General features: G+C 71.8%; 17 protein-coding genes. 11 read left to right on the forward strand and 6 right to left on the reverse strand.

All coding sequences use genetic code 11. The features are described 5' to 3' along the window. The first annotated feature begins 63 nt into the window (after nucleotides 1-63). Entirely contained in the window at nucleotides 64-1,407 is a 1,344-nt protein-coding gene (locus NOSIN_RS08395; protein WP_077690191.1) for an MFS transporter, read from the forward strand. A gap of 15 nt (nucleotides 1,408-1,422) precedes the next feature. On the opposite strand, the gene NOSIN_RS08400 is transcribed toward NOSIN_RS08395, so the two are convergent. Continuing rightward, on the reverse strand, nucleotides 1,423-2,019 hold the full coding sequence (locus NOSIN_RS08400) for a class I SAM-dependent methyltransferase (RefSeq protein ID WP_077693490.1): 597 nt from the start codon (nucleotides 2,017-2,019) through the stop codon (nucleotides 1,423-1,425). Between the two features lie 254 nt (nucleotides 2,020-2,273). Here NOSIN_RS08400 and NOSIN_RS08405 point away from each other — a divergent pair, with 254 nt between their 5' ends. The 7 genes from NOSIN_RS08405 to NOSIN_RS08435 all read left to right on the forward strand — a co-directional run bounded on the left by NOSIN_RS08405 (nucleotide 2,274) and on the right by NOSIN_RS08435 (nucleotide 9,156). Beyond that, entirely contained in the window at nucleotides 2,274-3,224 is a 951-nt protein-coding gene (locus NOSIN_RS08405) for a ring-cleaving dioxygenase (protein WP_077690192.1), read from the forward strand. Further along, on the forward strand, nucleotides 3,221-3,853 hold the full coding sequence (locus NOSIN_RS08410) for an alpha/beta hydrolase (protein WP_077690193.1): 633 nt from the start codon (nucleotides 3,221-3,223) through the stop codon (nucleotides 3,851-3,853). The genes NOSIN_RS08405 and NOSIN_RS08410 overlap by 4 nt, the downstream gene beginning before the upstream one ends. A 357-nt stretch (nucleotides 3,854-4,210) precedes the next feature. Beyond that, nucleotides 4,211-4,978 carry a sulfite exporter TauE/SafE family protein gene (locus tag NOSIN_RS08415; protein ID WP_077690194.1) on the forward strand — a complete coding sequence of 256 codons (768 nt, stop codon included), beginning with the start codon at nucleotides 4,211-4,213 and terminating at the stop codon, nucleotides 4,976-4,978. Between the two features lie 88 nt (nucleotides 4,979-5,066). Beyond that, entirely contained in the window at nucleotides 5,067-5,936 is an 870-nt protein-coding gene (locus NOSIN_RS08420; protein ID WP_170293583.1) for an amidase family protein, read from the forward strand. A gap of 256 nt (nucleotides 5,937-6,192) precedes the next feature. Next, entirely contained in the window at nucleotides 6,193-7,227 is a 1,035-nt protein-coding gene (locus NOSIN_RS08425) for a FecCD family ABC transporter permease (protein WP_077690196.1), read from the forward strand. Then, nucleotides 7,224-8,321 carry a FecCD family ABC transporter permease gene (locus NOSIN_RS08430; protein ID WP_077690197.1) on the forward strand — a complete coding sequence of 366 codons (1,098 nt, stop codon included), beginning with the start codon at nucleotides 7,224-7,226 and terminating at the stop codon, nucleotides 8,319-8,321. The genes NOSIN_RS08425 and NOSIN_RS08430 overlap by 4 nt, the downstream gene beginning before the upstream one ends. A 19-nt stretch (nucleotides 8,322-8,340) precedes the next feature. Beyond that, nucleotides 8,341-9,156: an ABC transporter ATP-binding protein gene (locus tag NOSIN_RS08435; protein WP_077690198.1), complete on the forward strand. Its 816-nt coding sequence runs from the start codon at nucleotides 8,341-8,343 to the stop codon at nucleotides 9,154-9,156. A 72-nt stretch (nucleotides 9,157-9,228) separates the two neighbouring features. Here NOSIN_RS08435 and NOSIN_RS08440 read toward each other — a convergent pair whose 3' ends face one another. The 4 genes from NOSIN_RS08440 to NOSIN_RS08455 are packed head-to-tail and all read right to left on the reverse strand — an operon-like array spanning nucleotide 9,229 to nucleotide 13,096. Further along, nucleotides 9,229-9,804 carry a GTP-binding protein gene (locus tag NOSIN_RS08440; protein ID WP_170293589.1) on the reverse strand — a complete coding sequence of 192 codons (576 nt, stop codon included), beginning with the start codon at nucleotides 9,802-9,804 and terminating at the stop codon, nucleotides 9,229-9,231. 43 nt (nucleotides 9,805-9,847) lie between these two features. Beyond that, nucleotides 9,848-10,228, reverse strand: coding sequence for a DUF742 domain-containing protein (locus tag NOSIN_RS08445; protein WP_171986571.1), 381 nt, complete (start codon nucleotides 10,226-10,228; stop codon nucleotides 9,848-9,850). A 4-nt stretch (nucleotides 10,229-10,232) separates the two neighbouring features. Further along, on the reverse strand, nucleotides 10,233-10,703 hold the full coding sequence (locus NOSIN_RS08450) for a roadblock/LC7 domain-containing protein (protein WP_077693492.1): 471 nt from the start codon (nucleotides 10,701-10,703) through the stop codon (nucleotides 10,233-10,235). Next, entirely contained in the window at nucleotides 10,703-13,096 is a 2,394-nt protein-coding gene (locus NOSIN_RS08455) for a sensor histidine kinase (protein ID WP_077690200.1), read from the reverse strand. The genes NOSIN_RS08450 and NOSIN_RS08455 overlap by 1 nt, the downstream gene beginning before the upstream one ends. 404 nt (nucleotides 13,097-13,500) lie before the next feature. Between NOSIN_RS08455 and NOSIN_RS08460 the strand changes: the two genes are divergently transcribed. Continuing rightward, complete coding sequence (locus tag NOSIN_RS08460) at nucleotides 13,501-13,785, forward strand: 4a-hydroxytetrahydrobiopterin dehydratase (protein ID WP_077690201.1); 285 nt, start codon at nucleotides 13,501-13,503, stop codon at nucleotides 13,783-13,785. Between the two features lie 239 nt (nucleotides 13,786-14,024). Here NOSIN_RS08460 and NOSIN_RS08465 read toward each other — a convergent pair whose 3' ends face one another. Further along, complete coding sequence (locus NOSIN_RS08465; protein ID WP_077690202.1) at nucleotides 14,025-15,641, reverse strand: AMP-binding protein; 1,617 nt, start codon at nucleotides 15,639-15,641, stop codon at nucleotides 14,025-14,027. 115 nt (nucleotides 15,642-15,756) lie between these two features. On the opposite strand from NOSIN_RS08465, the gene NOSIN_RS08470 reads away from it, so the two are divergent. Together NOSIN_RS08470 and NOSIN_RS08475 are read left to right on the forward strand one after the other, a co-directional pair. After that, the gene (locus NOSIN_RS08470) at nucleotides 15,757-16,785 is read left to right on the forward strand and encodes an acyltransferase domain-containing protein (protein ID WP_077690203.1); all 1,029 of its coding nucleotides are present in this window, start codon (nucleotides 15,757-15,759) and stop codon (nucleotides 16,783-16,785) included. 1,043 nt (nucleotides 16,786-17,828) lie between these two features. Continuing rightward, nucleotides 17,829-18,818: a tyrosine-type recombinase/integrase gene (locus NOSIN_RS08475; RefSeq protein ID WP_077690204.1), complete on the forward strand. Its 990-nt coding sequence runs from the start codon at nucleotides 17,829-17,831 to the stop codon at nucleotides 18,816-18,818. Nucleotides 18,819-18,836: the final 18 nt, after the last annotated feature.

Raw genomic sequence — 18,836 nt, forward strand, 5'->3', positions numbered from 1 at the left:
CAGTATGAGCCAGTGTGGATCCATGTATTGGACGTATGAAAAGGGTGTTCCTAGCGTGGAACCATGACCCTGAGCAGCGACTCACCGCCCGACCACGACACCCGGCCCCGCGCGGGCACCAGCGCCTACCGGCGCACGGTCGTGGCGCTGGTGGCCGCCGCCGTGGCGACCTTCGCCCAACTGTGGTCGCTCCAGCCGATCCTGCCCGCCATCTCCCAGGGCTTCGACGCCTCGGCCTCCCAGGCCGCGCTCTCGATCTCCCTGGCCACCGGCGGCCTGGCCGGCTTCACCCTGGTGTGGAGCGGCGTGGCCGACCGCCTCGGCCGTGCCCGGGTCATCGCCGTCTCCCTGCTGGCCGCGACCGCGCTGGGCTGCCTGACCCCCTTCGCCGGGGAGCTGTGGCTGCTGCTGGGCCTGCGAGCCCTGCAGGGCGCCGCCCTGGGCGGGGTGCCCGCGGCCGCCGTCGCCTACCTGGCCGAGGAGGTCCACCCCTCCGACGCCCCGCGCGCCACGGGCCTGTACATCGCGGGCAACCCACTGGGCGGTATGGGCGGGCGCCTGCTGGCCGGGTTCGCCACCGACCTGGGCGGCTGGCAGTGGGGGATCGCCGCCAACACCCTTCTGGGCCTGGCCGCGCTGGCCGTGTTCGCCCTGGTCCTGCCCTGCGGCCCGCACCGCCGCGGCGCCACGGCCGGGCCCGGTCCGGCCACGGCCCACGGCGCACCGGCCACGGGGAACGGCACCTTTACCGGTCCAGCCGCACCCGGCATGGGCGCACGCCTGCGCGCCGCCCTGGCCACGCGCGGCCTGCCCGCTCTGTACGCCCAGGCGCTGCTGCTCATGGGCGCCTTCATGACGGTCTACAACCTGTTGGGCTTTCGCCTGACGGCCCCGCCCTTCGGGCTCTCCCAGGCCGCCGCCTCCCTGCTCTTCCTGTCCTACACCGCGGGGATGCTGGGCTCGGCCGTGGCCGGGAACGCCGTCGCCCGCTGGGGCGGCTACGCCGTGCTCACCACCTCCACCGTGCTGATGGCCGCCGGCCTGGGCGGGCTGTTCGGCACGGCCCTGCCCGGGCTGCTGGCGGCCCTGCTGGTGATGACCTTCGCCTTCTTCTCCGCCCACGCCACCGCCTCGGCCTGGGTGGGCGCCCGCGCGGTGGCCGGGCGCGCCCAGGCCATGGCGGTCTACACCCTGGCCTACTACCTGGGCTCCAGCCTGTTCGGCTGGCTGGGCGGCCTGGTCTACGACACCGTGGGCTGGGACGGCGCGGTGGTCTTCGCGCTGGGCCTGTGCGCGGGTGCGGCGCTGGCGGGGCTGCGCCTGCGCCGCCTGCCGCGGGTCGAGGCCGGTCCGCGGCGCTCCGGCCCCCCGGAAGGGCCGGCGACGGGGCGGGGCACGGGAGAGTGACGAGGGCGGGCCACGTCACCGCACGCGCTGTGCCCTCAGGACGGTGTCGCGGGTGTGGTGCGTGCCCGCGGGCGCCGGAGCGGTGCGCGGGCGGGTCTCGTTGACCAGGACGGTCCAGTCCTCGTCCAGGAGCTCGGCGATGTCGGCGGGCTGGTAGTAGTCGCTCGGGTCGAAGCCGCCCTCGTGGCCTGGCGGCAGGTCGGCGAGGTCGTGGCCGACGATGAGCAGGGTGCCGCCGGGGGCGACGGCGGACAGCAGGCCGCGCAGCGCCGCGTGGTCCGGCTCGTGCGGGAGCGGGAGGTACTGGACGGACACCAGGTCGAACGCGCCGGCCGGTGGCGGTGTGGTGGTCAGGTCGGCGCGGGCCCACGCCACACGGCCGCCGGTGTCCGCGGACGCGGCGCGCCGCAGGGCGACCCGTGAGATGTCGACCGCGGTGACCAGCCATCCGCGCCGGGCCAGCCAGAGCGCGTCGGCGCCCTCACCGCATCCCACGTCCAGCGCCTGCCCGGGCGCGAGGCCGGTGACCTCGGTGACGAGCACCCCGTTGGGGTTGCCGCTGAAGACCTGGTCGCTGCTGCCGTACTTCTCGTCCCAGAACCGTGCGTCCATCACCATGCCGTGTCGGCCACTGTGTCGGGTCATCGTGACCACCTCCGACGCCACTCTGCCCACGCCGGTGGCCTGCCGACAAAGTTCTTTGCGAGAACAGCAAAACGCGGGTGCGGCGGTGCGACACGGGCGGTCCTGCTTGTTCCACGGCGTACACAGGACAAGGGTGGGAGAAGACAACACGAGCGGGATAGTTTAAAATTAAACTACATTGGTCGACAGGTACACCGGCGACCCCGACGGAGGGTGAGGACATGGACGTGCGTCCCGCGGGAATCCACCATGTGACCGCGATCGCCAGCGATCCCCAGGCCAACGCCGACTTCTATCTCAACGCGTTGGGGATGCGCATGGTCAAGCGCACGGTCAACTTCGACGCACCCGAGACCTACCACCTCTACTACGGCGACCGGGCGGGCAACCCCGGCACCATCATGACCTTCTTCCCCTGGCCCGACGCGCCCCCGGGGCGCATCGGCGCCGGGCAGGCCACCACCACGACCTTCTCCGTCCCCGAGGGCTCCCTGGGATGGTGGGCCGAGCACCTGGCGGCCCTGGACGTGGAGGCCACCCGGCCCGCCGAGCGGGGCGAGGAGGACGTGCTCACCCTGCGCGACCCCGACGGGCTGGTCATCGAGCTCGCCGCCAGCGCCGACCACCACGACACCGACCCCTGGGACGGGGGAGCGGTGCCCACCGAGCACGCCGTCCGCGGCATCCGCGCCATCACCCTGACCGAACAGGACGTGGAGGGCACCGTGGAGATGCTGGGCGAGCAGCTGGGCTTCCGTCTGGCCGGCGAGGAGGGCGGGCGGCTGCGCTTCCACACCAACGACTCCGGGCAGGGCGTGGGCACCATCGTCGACGTCCTGGCCCGGCCCAAGGCGCAGCGCGGTCTGGTCGCCGCGGGGACCGTCCACCACGTCGCCTACCGCGCCCCCGACGGGCCCGTCCAGGCGGCCTGGCGCCAGAGGCTGGAGGAGGACGGCGTGGGTGTCACCGAGATCCGCGACCGCTGCTACTTCACCTCCATCTACTTCCGCGAGCCCGGCGGGGTCCTGCTGGAGATCGCCACCGACGGGCCCGGCTTCGACTACGACGAACCACTGCTGGAGCTGGGCCGCTCCCTCAGACTCCCGCCGTGGCTGGAGCCCAGCCGCGAGCAGATCGCCGCCCGCCTGCCCGTCCTGGAGATCGACCAGTGACCACCACCGACGACTTCGCCCACGTCTTCACCCCGGCCACCGAGCCGGGGACGCCCACCCTGCTGCTGCTCCACGGCACCGGCGCCGACGAGAACGACCTGCTGCCCCTGGGGCGGGCACTGGCGCCCGGCGCGGCCCTGCTCTCACCGCGCGGCAAGGTCACCGAGAACGGCATGAACCGCTGGTTCCGCCGCGTGCGCGAGGGCGTCTTCGACGTCGAGGACCTCATCGCGCGCACCGCCGAACTCGCCGACTTCGTCACCGCCGCCACCCGGACCTACGACCTGGACCCCGACCGGATCGTGGTCAGCGGCTTCTCCAACGGCGCCAACACCGGCGCGGCCCTGCTGCTGCTCCATCCCCGCCTGCTGTGCGGCGCGGCCCTGTTCGCGGCCGGGGCGCCGCTGCAGGGGCGCGAGCCCGAAGCGGTGGACCTGTCCCGGATCCGGGTGTTCCTGAGCTCGGGGATGGACGATCCCGTCACCACCATCGACCAGGCGCGGCTGCTGGCCTCCCAGTTGGAGGACAGGGGAGCGCGGGTGGAGGAGCACGAACACCCCGGGGGACACCGGCTGGCCCCCGAGGCGCTGGACCAGGCCCGCGACTGGTTCGAGCGCTCCCGGTTCTGACCGGCACCGCGGACGGCGGCGGCGTCCCCTGATCCCGGGCGTCGCCGCCCCTCCTTCCACCACCGGGCTCGGGTGTTCGCTCGGGAGCGCCCGGGGCGTGATCCGGTGGTGGCCGCGTGTACGCCGTGGTCGTCGGAGGTGTTGGGGGAGGAGTCCCACATCGTGCGGTTCCAGCGTCGGTCCACGTACGAATCTACGTAGTAAAGGTGGCACTTCTCTATGTTCACTTCACCAATCCCGAACAAGAACACACATCCGGACAAACGATAAGCTCACCCGGACATCCCCGCCCCCACCACGCCCACCCCCGCCACGAAAGAACCCATGATCACCTCCTGCCCCGGACGCGTGCGGTAGATGGACCCCGAGGTCCTCGTCCTGCTCCTGCTCGTCGGCGTCGCCGCGGGCTGGGTCGACGCCGTCGTCGGCGGAGGCGGCCTCCTGCTGCTGCCCGCCCTGCTGGTCGCCGCGCCCACCACACCCCTGGCCACCCTCCTGGGCACCAACAAGCTCGGCGCCGTCTTCGGCACCACCTCCGCCGCCATCGCCTACGCCCGCAAGGTCAGGATCGACCGGCGCGTGGTCCTGCCCACAGCGGCCCTGGCACTGCTGGGCTCGGGGCTGGGCGCCGCCATGGCCGCCGCGCTCACCGCCGACGTCCTCAAACCCGTCATCATGGTCGTGCTGGCCGGAGTGGCCCTCATGGTCTACTTCCGCCCCGCCATGGGCGCGTCCACCGACCCGCGCCTGCGCACCCGCAACCGCGTCCTGGCCGCCATCGCCCTGGCCGGACTCGGCGTGAGCTTCTACGACGGCCTCATCGGCCCCGGCACCGGCGTCTTCCTCATCGTCGCCTTCACCGCCGTCATCGGCATGGACTTCGTCTCGGCCTCCGCCTCGGCCAAGATCGTCAACGTGTGCACCAACATCGGCGCCCTGGTCGTCTTCGGCCTGGCCGGGCACATCGACTGGCTGCTGGGCCTGGGACTGGCCATCTGCACCATCATCGGCGCCCAGATCGGCGCCCGCATGGCCCTGCGGCGCGGCTCGGGGTTCGTGCGCACCGTCCTGCTCGTGGTCGTCATGGCCCTGCTGGCACGCATGGGCTGGGACTTCCTCACCTGAGGGCCGGGTGCCCGGGCGTCCGGAAAACCACATGCCCGCCGGGGCGCGCACCGGTAGGATCCGGCGCCGGCCGAGGAGGGGGCGAGCGTTGGAGATCCACGAGTACACCCGTCTGGACGCCGTCGCGCTGGCCGAGCTCGTCCATACCGGCCAGGTCACGGCCGCCGAGGTCGAACACACCGCCCGCCGTGCCCTGGAACGCGCCCACGCCGACCTCAACGCGCTCACCGGCCCCCTGTACGACCCGGTCCCCGACCATGCCCCGAACGGCCCGCTGGGCGGGGTCCCGTTCGTGGTCAAGGACAGCGGTCCCTTCGTCCGGGGAACGCCGTTCTGCCTGGGCAGCCGTGCCCTGGTCGGCGCCGTCGCCCACACCGACCACGCCCTCATGACCCGTTTCCGCGCCGCGGGGCTGGCCGCCCTGGGACAGAGCACCGTTCCGGAACTGGCCCTGAGCCTCGCCACCGAGTCCCGGCGCTACGGCACCACCCGCAATCCCTGGAGCCCCGAGCGCGGTGTGGGCGGCTCCAGCGGGGGAGCGGCGGCCCTCGTGGCGGCCGGTGCCGTTCCCCTGGCCCACGGTTCCGACGGAGGCGGCTCCCTGCGGGTCCCCGCCTCCGCATGCGGCCTGGTCGGCCTCAAGCCCAGTCGTGGCCGCACCCCCTGCGGCCCGCTGACGGGCGAGGCCGGATTCGGCATGGTCGGCGAGTTCGCCCTCACCCGCACCGTCCGCGACACCGCGTTCCACCGGGCCGCGGAGTACGCGCCCTTCAGCGCTCCGGCCAACGTCGCGGGTCTGCCGGCTCTGAGCCTGCCCCTGGCCCAGAGCCGGGAGGGGCTGCCCATCGGTGTCCAGCTCATGGCGGCTCCGGGGCGTGAGGACGTGCTGTTGGCGGTGGGGAGCCAGCTCCAACAGGCCGCTCCGTGGGAGGGCAGGTGTCCTCCTCTGCACGTGTGAGGGTCTGGCCGTGGTGCGGGGGCGGGAGCGGCGGCGTCCGGAACGGCAGGTGTCCTCCACCGCGTGTGCGAGCAGTGCGGGGCGGCCTGCCGGGGGAGCGGGACCACCAGGCACAAAAGGCACCCTTCCGTGCGAACAGGGCGTAGGTAAGGCTAACCTGTCTCAGATGGCGTACGGTCTCCCGCCGACGCCACCAGGACTGCACCCCACCAGGTCAGCCCCGCACACCGCCCACGCAACGACGAACGGGGAAGCCGTGGCCCTGCGCGCGCCCACCCTCACGCGCCCCACACCCACCAGGCGCGTCATCCGCCCCATCGGGCTCCTCACGGCCCTGGGCGCCCTCGCCGTCTGCGCCCTGCTCAGCGTCACCGTCGGTACCAAACCCATCCCCGTCGCCGACGTCTGGGCCTCCCTGACCGCCTACGACGGCTCCTACGACCACGACGTCATCCGCAGCCTGCGCGTGCCCCGCACCGTCATCGGCGTCTTCGTCGGCGCCGCACTGGGCCTGGCCGGGGCCCTCATGCAGGCCCTGACCCGCAACCCCCTGGCAGAACCCGGCATCCTGGGCGTCAACTCCGGGGCCGCCGCGGCCGTGGTCATCGCCGTCATCGCCTTCGGCGCCGGGGGAGCCGCCTACGTCTGGCCCGCCTTCGTCGGCGCCGCACTGGCCGCCGTCGCCGTCTACGCCCTGGGCTCGCGCGGTCGCGCCAGCGCCACCCCCGTCCGCCTGGCCCTGGCCGGAACCGCCCTGACCGTCGTCCTCCAGGGCCTGATCCACGGCGCCTTCGTCCTCAACGAGTTCGTCTTCGACCGCATCCGCTTCTGGCAGGTCGGCTCCCTGACCGGCCGCGACATCGACGTCCTCTGGCAGGTCGCCCCCTTCCTCGTCACGGGCGTCGTCCTCACACTGTGCCTGGGCCCCTCCCTCAACGCCGTCGCCCTGGGCGACGACCTGGCCGCCACCCTGGGCGCCAACATCCCCCTCATCCGCGCCGCCACCGCCGTGGCGGTCATCCTGCTGTGCGGCGCCGCCACCGCGGCCGCCGGACCCATCTGGTTCGTGGGCCTGGTCGTCCCGCACGCCGCACGTGTGATCACCGGCCCCGACCAGCGCTGGCTGCTGCCCTACGCCGCGGTCCTGGGCGCCGTCCTGCTCACCGCGGCCGACATCCTCGGCCGCGTCGTCCTGCCCAGCTCCGAACTGGAGGTGGGCATCGTCACCGCCTTCGTCGGTGCGCCCCTGTTCATCGCCCTGGTCCGCAGCAGAAGGATGGCCCAGCTTTGAGTGACACCCTGGCCCCACCGCGCCGACCCGGGACCTCGGGAGGGCGCACCACACCCCGCGGCTCCTTCGCCCTGCGCCTGTTCGGCGAACGCCTGTCCCTGCTCGTGCGCCCGCGCACCCTCGTGGTCTGCCTCGCCCTGACACTCCTGAGCGCCCTGGTGCTGGTCGTGTCGGTCTCCGTCGGCGACTACGCGATTCCCCTGCGGGCCGTGCCCGGCGCCATCGCCGGCTACGGCGAGCGCCTCGACGTGTTCTTCGTCCAGGGCGTGCGCCTGCCCCGCGCCCTGACCGCGATCGGTGTGGGCGCCGCCCTGGGCATCGCCGGAGCCGTCTTCCAGAGCCTGTCGCGCAACGCCCTGGGCAGCCCCGACATCATCGGCTTCACCTCCGGCGCCGCCACCGGGGCCGTCACCGTCATCCTGGTCTTCGGCGCCGGACGCGTCGCCGTCTCCCTGGGCGCCATCGCCGGAGGGCTGCTCACCGCCGCCGTCGTCTACCTGCTGGCCATGAAGAACGGCGTCCAGGGCTACCGCCTGGTCCTGGTCGGTATCGGCGTGTCGGCCATGCTCGGCTCGGTGCGCGACTACCTCCTGACCCGCGCCGAGCTCACCGACGCCATGGGCGCCCAGATCTGGATGATCGGCAGCCTCAACGGCCGCGGCTGGGGCGAGGTCGCCGCCGTGTGGGTCTGCCTGGCCCTGCTGGGTCCGGTCCTGCTCGCCCAGGGAAAGCGGCTGCGCTTCATGGAACTGGGCGAGGACACCGCGCGCGGACTGGGCGTGTCCACCCAGGCCACCCAGCTCACCGTGCTGGCCGTGGCCAGCGCCCTGACCGGTGCCGCCATCGCCGTCGCGGGCCCCATCGGCTTCATCGCCCTGGCCGCACCCCAGCTGGCCCGGCGCCTGACACGTACCGGCGGCACCACCCTGGTCGGCTCCGCCCTGATGGGCGCAGCCCTGCTCGTGGTCGCCGACCTGGTCGCCCAGCGCGCCCTGGCCCCCGTCCAACTGCCCGCCGGCGTGGTCACCGCCGTCATCGGCGGCAGTTACCTGATCTGGCTGCTGTACACCGAATGGCGCGGCGGACGTGCCTGAGCGAGACCGAGGAAGAACCATGACCACCCCAGCCGACGCCGCCTCCCGCCTCCACGGACGAGACCTCACCCTGGCCTACGATCAGCGCGTCATCTCCCAGGACCTGGCCGTCACCGTCCCCGACAACTCCTTCACGGTGATCGTGGGACCCAACGCCTGCGGCAAGTCCACCCTGCTGCGGGCGCTCTCCCGTACCCTCAGACCCGCGCGGGGCCACGTGCACCTGGACGGGCGGGTCATCGGCTCCTACCCCGCCAAGGAGGTCGCCCGCCGCCTGGGCCTGCTCCCGCAGTCCTCCATCGCCCCCGACGGCATCGGCGTGGCCGACCTGGTCGCCCGCGGCCGCTTCCCCCACCAGGGGTTCCTGCGCCAGTGGTCCAAGCAGGACGAGGCCGTGGTCGCCGAGGCCATGGAGGCCACCGGGATCGCCGACCTGTCCGAACGGTCGGTGGACGAGCTCTCCGGCGGCCAGCGCCAGCGCGTGTGGCTGGCCATGGTCCTGGCCCAGCAGACGCCCCTGCTGCTGCTGGACGAGCCCACCACCTACCTCGACATCGCCCACCAGATGGACATGCTCGACCTGTGCGCCGAGCTGCACGCCGAGCGCGGCCACACCCTGGTGGCCGTCCTGCACGACCTCAACCACGCCTGCCGCTACGCCACCCACCTCATCGTGATGAAGGAGGGCGCCATCGTCGCCGAGGGCGATCCGGCCACCGTCGTCACCGCCGAGCTGGTGGAGGAGGTCTTCGGCCTGCCGGTGCGCATCATCGACGACCCCGAGACCCACACCCCGATGATCGTGCCCGTGGACCGCCGCGCCGCCGCGCGCTGACACCGCGCGCGGGTGGGCCCGGCGCACTCCGCCGGGCCCACCCGCGCACGTACCGGTCCCCGCCCCGCGCCCTCAGGCGCCCGACAGCTCCAGCCGCAGCACCAACGACACCAGTTCCGTCAACACCTCCTTGACCGAGTCCCGGTCCCGTGCGTCGCACAACAGCAGCGGCACCCGGTCCTCCACGTCCAGGGCCACGCGCACGTCGTCGGCCCGGTGCGTGCGCTGCCCGTCGAAGCAGTTCACCGCCACCACGAACGGCACCCCGCGCGACTCGAAGAAGTCGATCACGTCGAAGGAGTCCGTCAGACGGCGGGTGTCGGCCAGTACCACCGCACCCAGCGCCCCCTCGGCCAGCTCCTCCCACATGAACGAGAACCGCCGCTGGCCCGGTGTGCCGAACAGGTACACCACCGTGGACCCGTCCAGCGTGATCCGTCCGAAGTCCAGCGCCACCGTCGTGGTGGCCTTGCCCTCCACACCGTCCAGGTCGTCCACACCCACGCTCTCGGAGGTCATCACCTCCTCGGTGTGCAACGACTCCACTTCGCTCACGGCCGAGACCAGGGTGGTCTTACCCGCCCCGAAGCCTCCCGCGATCACGATCTTCAAGGTGTCGGGAACCGGTCCCGCGCCCTCGGCGCCCATCACGACCAACGTCCCATCCACTCCACGTCACACCACTTCCACCTCACAGCTGCTGGATGCGCTCCAGCACCGAACGCAGCGTCCCGGCGTCCGGACGCCGCCGTTCCCAGTTCGAGGTATGCACCATCACGTACCCCTGGTCCAGTAGGTCGGCCAGCAGGATCCTCACCACACCCAACGGGAAGCCCGACCGCGAGGCCACCTCGACCACCGACACCGGCCGCGCGCACAGCGACAGGATCAGCTCCACCTCCGGGTCGACCTGCTCCCGTGACACCGACGGAACCGCCACGACCTGCGACGTCATCGAGAAGTCCGAGCGTGAGGGGCGCGTACGCCCACCCGTCAGCGAGTAGGGCCTGATCAGGCTCGACTCGAAGGGCCACTCCTGCCCGGGGTCCCGCCCGGGCGGCACCGCCTCCACGGGCTCACCCCCCTCCGCCCCTGCCACCGCGCCGGGGCAGCGCCGACAGGTGCGGCCCCACCTGGCGTACCAGGCGGTTCACCTCGAAGGCGGCCTGGCCCATGTCGCACGTGGACTCGGCCACCAGGGCGAGGGAGGCGCCCCGTCCGGCCGCCAGCACGAAGAAGAACACGTTGTCCATCTCCACCACTGTCTGACGCACCTCGGAGGCCCCCAGTTGCCCACGGGCCCCACGGGCCAGGCTGGCGAACCCCGACGCGATCGCCGCCAGGCGTTCACCGCGTTCGTGGTCCAGGTCGGGTGAGGACGACAGCAGCAGCCCGTCCGCCGACAGCAGCAGCGCGTGCTGTGCCCCCGACACCCGTTCCACCAGGTCGCCCAACAGCCAGTCCAGCGTCTTGGCCGGAGGCTGCCCCTCCACAGCACCAGCGTCGCTGGTGCGGCCCTGCGCCGCGGCGTCCGCCGTCATCGACATCACCCTTTCGAGCTCTCATCGGAGCGCGCCTCGCGCACGCCGTCCTCGTTCCACTCCCCGGACCCGGCGCGTGCGCGCAGCGTCCCGGTCTGGAAAGCACTCATCATCGACCGGATCTCCGACAGCGGTCGTTGTCCGCCGTCAGCTCCCTCCTTCGGAGGTGGGGCGACGGGAGCCGCCGGGGCGGGGGGCGTGCGCTTGCGCCGCCGCCGGGGCAGGCCCTTGTAGGTCTCCTGTGCGTCCTCCGCGGCCCGCATCCGTGCTGTGGCGCCCTCGGCGCCGTCCGGTCGCCCGTCGGGGCGGGTGGCCTCGGCGGGCGCGGGAGGCGTGGTCTGGGAGGGGGCGGGGGAGTCGGGAGGCGGTGGGGAGTCCGGTACGGTCTCCTGCACCCGCGGCTCGGCGGGGAGGGTGCCCACCCCGCCCTCGGGGGAGCCCGTGATGTCCAGGCGTCGGTGCGGTCCCGTCATCTGCAAGGCGCTCGGGCTCTGGGGCGCGGAGGCCAGGAGCCGCTCCGGCACGACCACGACCGCGCGGACGCCCCGGGAGGCCGAGGCGTGCAGCGTCACCTCGAACCCGTGCCGCGCCGCGATCGTGGCCACCACGAACAGTCCCAACTGGGAGTCCTCGCGTATCGTGGCCAGGTCGAACCGCGGCGGATCCGACAGCAGGGCGTTGGCCGCCTCCAGTTCGGTATCGGCCATCCCCAGCCCCCGGTCCTCCACCTCCAGGGCGTAGCCGCCGGCCTCCACGGCCCGGCCCCGCACCGTCACCTCCGTGCCCGGAGGGGAGAAGGACGTCGCGTTCTCCAGCAGCTCCGCCAGCAGCCGTACGGTGTCCGAGCCCACCTCGCCGCGCAGCGCCGCCTGCGGCAGTACCAGCATCCGCACCCGCGCGTAGTCCTCGATCTCGCTCGCCGCCGCACGGACCGCCTCGTGCAGCCGCACCGGCCCCAGGCCCCGGCGCACCGGGGTGTCCCCGCTCAGCAGCATCAGGTTCTCGGCGTTGCGCCGCAGCTGGGTGCTGAAGTGGTCGATGCGAAAGAGCGCCTCCAGCACCTCGGGGTCGGTCTCACCGCGTTCCAGGGTGTCCAGCAGCCCCAGTTGCCGGTGCACCAGTGCCTGGGTGCGCCGGGCGATGTTGCGGAACATGTTGCGCACGCCCGCGCGTACCTGTGCCTCCTCCACGGCCGCTGCCACCGCGGCGCGCTGGGCGTCGTTGAAGGCTTCGGCCACCTGCCCGATCTCGTCGCTGCGCTCCACCCGCAGCCGGGGCACCTCGGCGTCCACGTCCACGCTGTCGCCCACGCGCAGTCGCGCGGTCACCTCCGGCAGGTGCACCCGTGCGTGTTCCAGGGTGGCGGTGCGCAGATCCTGTAGCCGCCGTCCCAGCCGCTGGGTGCCGCCCACCGCCACCGCCGTGGAGGCCAGTGCCGCGACCAGGGCGGGCACGCTCATCAGCAGGACGCTGTTGCGCAGTTCGGTGGACTGGGTGTGGCTGAAGGCGATGACGCGGTCGGTCTGGCCCTGTTCGACGCCGCGCATGCGTGCGTCCACGGCCTCGGCGGCGCCCTGCCAGGCGGTGGCGTTGACCGGGATGGTGTTGGTGCCCCGCAGGGGCATGGAGATGATGCTCTCCTGGAGCTGGTAGATGCGCTGTAGGGCGGAGTAGGACTCCAGCATCACGTACTCCTCGCCGTCCTCCTCGCTCAGTTCGGCGCCGACGCGGTCCCAGGTGTAGTGCTGGGCTCCGGCGGCCGCGGCGAACTGGGCGTGGGCCTGGGAGGAGAAGGTGTTGGTGGCCACCGCGTGTGCCAGCACGGTGTCCTGTTGGTTGAGGAGTTCGCGGGTGCGCATCAGTGAGGTCAGGGAGCGCAGGTGGGGGACTTGTTCGGGGTCGGCGCGTTCGACCTGTGCGTCCCACACGCGCAGGCCCTGCTCGATGATCTCGGTGTAGACGGCGGCGCTGTTGCCCAGGGTGAGGCCGGAGGGGAAGGTGACGTCCACCCGGGCGCGGTGGGCGCCGAGCCGGTTGAGTGCTTTCTGGAAGTCATGGGCCTGTTGGGGCAGGTCTTCGCCGTCGAACTCGTTGAGGCGCTGCCTGAGGGTTTCCACGGCCGCGTCGGTCTGCTGGCGGGTGAGGTCCAGGGAGATGGCGGCGCTTCTGGAGCCGCGGGCGGAGTCCATGGTGGCGCGTCGTTCGCGTTGCAGGGCGCCGATGGTCTCCACGACGGGGGTGCCGACCTGTTCGGTGAGGGCGGCGGTGGTGCGCAGTTCGTCGATGTCGTTGACCAGGAGCGCGGTGAACGCGGACCACAGGATGAGCAGCACGGTGCTGGGGATGAGGACCAGCGTGATCATGCGGGCGCGAAGCGACCGGCGCTTCTGGTGGGGCATGGGCTCGCTTCCGGGGGAGAGGCGGGCGTTGACTTGGGGGTACGTCCGCCGGGCGGGGGAGGGCCGGAGTTCTCCAGAGTGAACCGTCCTGCGGGGGATTTCGCAAGCCGTGGGGGTGTACCGGGGCGGACGCGGGAGGGGTTTGCGCAGGTGGGAGCGCGGGCCTCAGCTTGGTAACACGAACCTACTAAGAATCTACGCCGTAAAGGTGGGTGTTCTTTTTGTCAAAAAAGAAAAACAACAAAAAAGGAGCGGCTCCGCCGCACCGACACCCGAAAACCGGGGCCGAACGTGATCGGAGACCTCACCGGGGGTAGGTAGCCCCGGGAACATCCACCGCAGACCACACGAGCCGTGGTGACCGCCGACGTGGTCACCACCGGCCACGGGGGAGAGGAGCCACCATGAAGCTCACCGAGGACCAGGTCCGCGACGGCCTCGCCCGGCTCACCGACTGGGAACTGGATCCTGACACACCCGCCATCCGCCGCACCGTGCGCCTGCCCGACTTCTCCGCCGCCATCGCCCTGGTCAACGAGATCGCCCAGGCCGCCGAACAGGCCGACCACCATCCCGACATCGACATCAGGTACAACACCCTGCACCTGGCTCTGAGCACCCACTCCGAGGGCGCCGTCACCGACAAGGACATGGCACTGGCCGCGCGCGTGGACGAACTCGTCCCCTGACCGCCCCGCGGAGGCGGTCGGCCCGGTCACCGGCAGCGGTGGCGGGGTCTCCCGTCCTCCCTGTACGGGCGCCGTGCCGGACATCGCCCCCGACGCCGCCGGGCCCGGCACCGGTGTTCAGAGCCTGACGACTCCGACGGCGCGGTCGTTTCGGCACCGGGGTGCGACGCGGGCGTGGAAGAGCCCCACCGGGTCTGCACGGTGGGGCTCGTGGCGGCGGGGGAGGGGAGGGCCCGCGTTCACCGCAGGTGGGCCCGCCGCATCTTGCCCGAGGCCGTCCTGGGCAGCTCGTCCACGAAGTCCACCACCCGCGGGGCCGCGTGCTCGGCGATCCGGTCGCGCACCCACTCCCTGAGCTCCTCGGCCAGTTCGGGGGACGCGTCCCGGCCCGGGGCCAGGACCACACGGGCGCCGATGACCTGCCCGGCGAGCTCGTCGGGGATCGAGTAGACCCCGCACTCCTCCACCTGCGGGTGGGCGTTGAGCGCCGACTCCACCTCGCTGGGGCCGATCCGGTAGCCGTAGGTCAGGATCGCGCCGTCGTCACGGGTGGAGAAGAACAGTGACCCCTCGCGGTCCCGGATCCCTGTGTCCCCGGTCAGGTAGTAGGTGTGGTCGGGGGTGAAGCGCACCTGTGAGGCGCCCTCGTGGCCGACGTAGCCGTCGAACCACGCGAGCGGGCTGTGCTCCAGGTCCACCGCGATGCGCCCGTAGGTGCCGGGGGGAGCGGGGTCGTCGGAGATGGCCTCCAGGACCTCGACCCGCCAGCCGGGCAGCGCGGGGCCGATCGCTCCGGGCGGTGGGGCGACGTCCTGGCCGGTGTCGCCGTTGGGGATGCCCACGCACCAGCCCAGTTCGGTCTGCCCGTAGTGGTCGCGTACCGGTACGCCGAAGATGTCGGTGACCCAGTCGATGACGTCGGGGGCCAGGGGTTCTCCGGCGCTGGCCAGGCTCTGGACCATGACCTCGGGGGGCAGGGTCTTGGTGGCGGCGCGCAGGGTGCGGTAGGTGGTGGGGTCGGTGGCCAGGTTGGTGACGCCGTGGATGCCCAGTACGTCGAGGGTGAGTTCGGGGTCGAAGAACCCGGCGCGCAGGGCCAGGGAGTTGTGTCCGGCGAGCAGGGGTGAGATGAGGCCGTGGTAGAGGCCGTAGGCGGAGCCGGGGTCGGCGGTGTTCCAGTACACGTCGTCGTCGTGTACGCCCAGGCCGTAGTGGTGGTAGGCGTGCATGGCGGCCAGGGCGCGTACGGGTACGCGCACGCCGCGGGGCGGGCCGATGACGCTGGAGACGTAGACGATGGCGAGTAGGCCGTCGCCGCCCACGGCGGTGTCGGCGGGGGGTGGGAGGGTGGCGCCGTGTTCGGTGAGGCCGGCCAGGGTGTGGTCGCCCTCGCGCAGGGGGTGTGTGCCGGTGGTGGCGATGTGTGGGGTGGGGGAGTGGTCGGTGTCGAGTTTGTTGCGGTACTCGGCGTCGCACACGATCAGGCGTGCGTGGGAGTCGGTGAGGCGTTCGGTGATGGCGGAGGGGGCGAGGGAGGAGAGCAGGGGGACCAGGGCGGCTCCCAGGCGCCACACGGCCAGGGCGGTGACGGTGAGGTCGGTGCCCTTGGGGATGAGGGTCGCGACGCGGTCGCCGGTGGTGATGCCCAGGTCGGCGAGTGCGGCGGCGAGGGCTCGGGAGCGTTCGGTGAGTTCGCCGAAGGTGAGGGTGGTCGCGGCCAGGGTGGGGCCGATCTCGGTGGTGGCGGTGGTGTGGGGGGTGTGGCGGTCGCAGAGGAGGTGGGCCACCGATGTGGTGGGTGTGTCGTAGGTGGCGAGCCAGTCGCGGATGTGGTGCGCCGGGTCGGGCACGGGCATCGGTGGTGGTCCTCGTTCTCGGTTGGTGGGGTGTTGGTGGGTTACGTCAACACTATGCCCACCTGTGAGGCTGGCCTCACTGGCGCGTGCTGTGGCGGTTGGCCATGATGTGGGGATGGATAGCGTCGCTGTGGTGGAACGGTTCGGTCTGGGCGCGGATGTGCGTGCGTGGTTGGAGGAGGCGGAGCGGTTGCCGGAGCCGGTGAGGGCTCTGGAGGTTCCGGTGGGGGCTGAGGCGGCTCGGGTGTTGGATCTGTTCGCGTTGGAGGCGGTGGATCGGGCCGAGGTGGAGGCGTTGTGGCCGGGGTCGGGTGCTTCGTTGGGGGAGTGGCCGCCGGAGTTGTGGCATCTGGTGGGGTGCATGTATCGGCGGTTGTGCGCGGACGCTGATCTGCCGGTGGGGCGGTGGCGGGATTGGCCGGCGTTGGTGGAGGCGGAGGATCCGCGGGTGCGGGTGGCGTCGTTGTGGGCGTTCGCGGCGCGGGTGCCGGCGCAGTTCGAGGCGCATGGGGCGTTGGGTGTGGATCCGTCGGTGACGGCGGCGACGTTGGCCGATGTGGGTGTGCAGGTGGCGCGGTCGCGTCGGATGTTCGGTCGGTTGTGTGTGGAGACGGCGGCGTGGGTGGCGGCGCAGTTCCGTGGGCGTCTGTACTGGTTGGGCGGGTTGCAGTTCGAGCCTGGTCTGTTGGTGGAGGGGGGCGGTGTGGAGTGGTATTCGGAGGAGGAGGCCGCGGGGTTGGGGCCGGGGATGGGTCGGGGGGATGTGGCTTTGCGGTTGCATATTCCGACGGGTGGGTTGGATCCGGTGTCGGTGGATGGGGCGTTGGGTCGGGCTCGGGGGTTTGCTCGGGAGCATCTGGGGTGTGATCCGGTGGTGGCCACGTGTACGTCGTGGTTGTTGGATCCGCGGTGGGGTGGGGTGTTGGGGGAGGAGTCCAACATCGTGCGGTTCCAGCGTCGGTTCACGTTGGTGGGTGGGGGGCAGCCGGGGGATGCGGATGTGTTCCGGTTCGTGTTCGGGATGCCGAGGGTGGATGTGGGGTCGGCGCCGCGGCGGACGCGGTTGGAGCGTGCGGTGGTGGAGCGGTTGGAGTCGGGTGGTTCGTGGCGGGTGCGTACGGGGTGGTTGCGGTTGCCGGAGTAGGTCTGTGTGCGGGGGGCGGGGTGTCGTCGTTGTTTTCTTGGGTGGTGGGGGCGCCCGTCAGCTCTACTTGACATAATGTGCATTATCGGCTTTTTGTGGCGGGGGCGGGGAAGGGGTTGTGAGGGCCGGCGTCCGGGCGTTGTGCGCGTTTCTCGTGTGGGTCTGGCGTCTTGGGGTGTCTCGGCCGGCGCCTCGCGGCAGGGCCGGGCGGCTGCTCGCCGGTGAGCGCCGTGGAGTCGTCGTTGGTGCGGCGGCGGATGTGCCTGGTTCGAGGTGCGCGTTCGCTCCTGGAGTCGCGTGTTCTCTTCAGGGTTCTCCTCAGTGGCTCGTGCGCCGTGTCGGATGCCGTTGCTGGTGCGGCTCCTGTGCGGGTCGGTGGTTCGGCTGTGCCGTCCTGGTTCGGTGTCCGGGGCCGTGGGCCGCCGGCGCGCCGTGGTCTCTGGTTCGGTGTCCTGGCTGTTCATGGGCGGTGTGGGCGCCCGGTGGGTTCCGTGGTGCGGTGTGTGCGGGCGCGTTCTGCCTCCTGGTGGGTCGGGTTGTCGTGGGGTGGTCCCCCGGTGGTGTGCGGCCGTGGTGGTGGCTCGGCGGGGGTTTCGGGGGTGTCCGTGCCCCTCTCGGGATGTCGGATCTCTCCATGTTTCATGCATAAACCGTGTTATGCATGACTTTGTAGGGTTTTGAGTTGTTATGCGTAATTTGGGCGTTTGGGTGGACGTTCCCCCGGTTCTGCTCGCTCCGGTGCTTGTGTGTGCCGTCTTCGCCTCCTGCCCGGCGGGACGCCCCGCGCCCGCATGCCCTGCGCCCTCACCCCCACTCCCCCGGCCGAGGGCCGACGTTCACCATTGGTCACCAAGGGTTACATGTCATTACGGTGTGTTGGTGTCGTCGTGGCGGTGGCCCGGTGCCGTGGGACGTGCTCTGAGGGAGGCCTCTCCCCCGCCCCGGCCCTCCTGGGGTCCACTCCCCCGCCTTCCTGTCCGAAGAGTGTTCGAATCCGGGTGGTGGGTGGTGGAAGTGCCTGCGGTATCGGGGATGCTGTGGATATGAGTGGTCAGACGGGTCCTGTGGTCGAGGCTGTTGAGCAGTATCTGGTGGCGCGTCGGGCGGCCAAGCCCTCCCCCCACACGGTGGCCGCCTACCGGCGTGACCTGCACGGGGTGTTGGAGTGCGTGGCCCAGGCGGTGGGGGTGGAGCCCGAGCGGGTGGTCTGGGCGGATCTGGGGGCGCCGGTGTTGCGGGCGGCGTTCGCGGAGTTCGCCGCCGAGCGTGCGGCGTCGAGTGTGCTGCGGGCCTGGTCGACGTGGAACGGGTTCTTCGCGTTCTGGGTGTCGGAGCAGGTGGTGGCGGGCAATCCGATGTCGGCGGTGCCGCGGCCCCGGGTGCGGCCTTCTTCTCCCAAGCCGTTGATGGGCGAGGACACCCCCGAGCGGTTGCTGGAGGCGTTGGCGCGGGGGGCGCGTAAGGCGCGTGATCCGTGGCCGGAGCGGGATCTGGCGGTGTTGGCTCTGGCGTTGCTGACGGGGATGCGGTCGGCGGAGATGCTCGCGTTGCGGGTGGAGTCGGTGGGTGGGCGTCCGGGTGAGCGGCGGATCCGTGTGGTGGGCAAGGGCGGGGGTGAGCGGGTCCTGCCGATCGAGGTGCCGTTGGAGGCGTTGCTGGAGGCGTATCTGGTTTCGCGGCGTGGGCGGTTCGGGGTGGTGCGGGAGTCGGATCCGTTGTTGGTGGACAACCGTGGGCAGGGGTTGCGGCGTGGTGGGCTTCAGTACCTGGTCAAGCAGTGTTACCGGCATGCGGGGGTGCATGACCGGGTGGCGCGGGGGACGCTGGTGCATGCGTTGCGGCATACCTTCGCGACGCGGTTGGCGGAGGACGGGGCCTCGGTCACCGAGATCATGCACTTGCTCGGGCACGCGTCGGTGGCTTCCTCGCAGGCCTATATCGAGGTGACGTCCCGGGCGCGGCGGGAGGCGGCCTCGTCGAACCGTACCTATGGGGTGGTGCGGCGTCTGGTGGCCGAGGGTGGGGGTGGGTGAGGTGTGACTAGGCTTTGT

Source organism: Nocardiopsis sinuspersici (assembly GCF_001998325.1).
Taxonomy (GTDB): domain Bacteria; phylum Actinomycetota; class Actinomycetes; order Streptosporangiales; family Streptosporangiaceae; genus Nocardiopsis; species Nocardiopsis sinuspersici.

What these genes read in the sequence shown, in the direction of transcription:
- NOSIN_RS08450 (WP_077693492.1), bottom strand. Translation starts at nt 10,703, where the DNA reads ATGTCGATGACGGCGGACGCCGCGGCGCAGGGCCGCACCAGCGACGCT.
- NOSIN_RS08475 (WP_077690204.1), top strand. Translation starts at nt 17,829, where the DNA reads ATGAGTGGTCAGACGGGTCCTGTGGTCGAGGCTGTTGAGCAGTATCTG.
- NOSIN_RS08400 (WP_077693490.1), bottom strand. Translation starts at nt 2,019, where the DNA reads ATGGACGCACGGTTCTGGGACGAGAAGTACGGCAGCAGCGACCAGGTC.
- NOSIN_RS08460 (WP_077690201.1), top strand. Translation starts at nt 13,501, where the DNA reads ATGAAGCTCACCGAGGACCAGGTCCGCGACGGCCTCGCCCGGCTCACC.
- NOSIN_RS08395 (WP_077690191.1), top strand. Translation starts at nt 64, where the DNA reads ATGACCCTGAGCAGCGACTCACCGCCCGACCACGACACCCGGCCCCGC.
- NOSIN_RS08405 (WP_077690192.1), top strand. Translation starts at nt 2,274, where the DNA reads ATGGACGTGCGTCCCGCGGGAATCCACCATGTGACCGCGATCGCCAGC.
- NOSIN_RS08470 (WP_077690203.1), top strand. Translation starts at nt 15,757, where the DNA reads ATGGATAGCGTCGCTGTGGTGGAACGGTTCGGTCTGGGCGCGGATGTG.
- NOSIN_RS08435 (WP_077690198.1), top strand. Translation starts at nt 8,341, where the DNA reads ATGACCACCCCAGCCGACGCCGCCTCCCGCCTCCACGGACGAGACCTC.
- NOSIN_RS08465 (WP_077690202.1), bottom strand. Translation starts at nt 15,641, where the DNA reads ATGCCCGTGCCCGACCCGGCGCACCACATCCGCGACTGGCTCGCCACC.
- NOSIN_RS08415 (WP_077690194.1), top strand. Translation starts at nt 4,211, where the DNA reads ATGGACCCCGAGGTCCTCGTCCTGCTCCTGCTCGTCGGCGTCGCCGCG.
- NOSIN_RS08440 (WP_170293589.1), bottom strand. Translation starts at nt 9,804, where the DNA reads ATGGGCGCCGAGGGCGCGGGACCGGTTCCCGACACCTTGAAGATCGTG.
- NOSIN_RS08455 (WP_077690200.1), bottom strand. Translation starts at nt 13,096, where the DNA reads ATGCCCCACCAGAAGCGCCGGTCGCTTCGCGCCCGCATGATCACGCTG.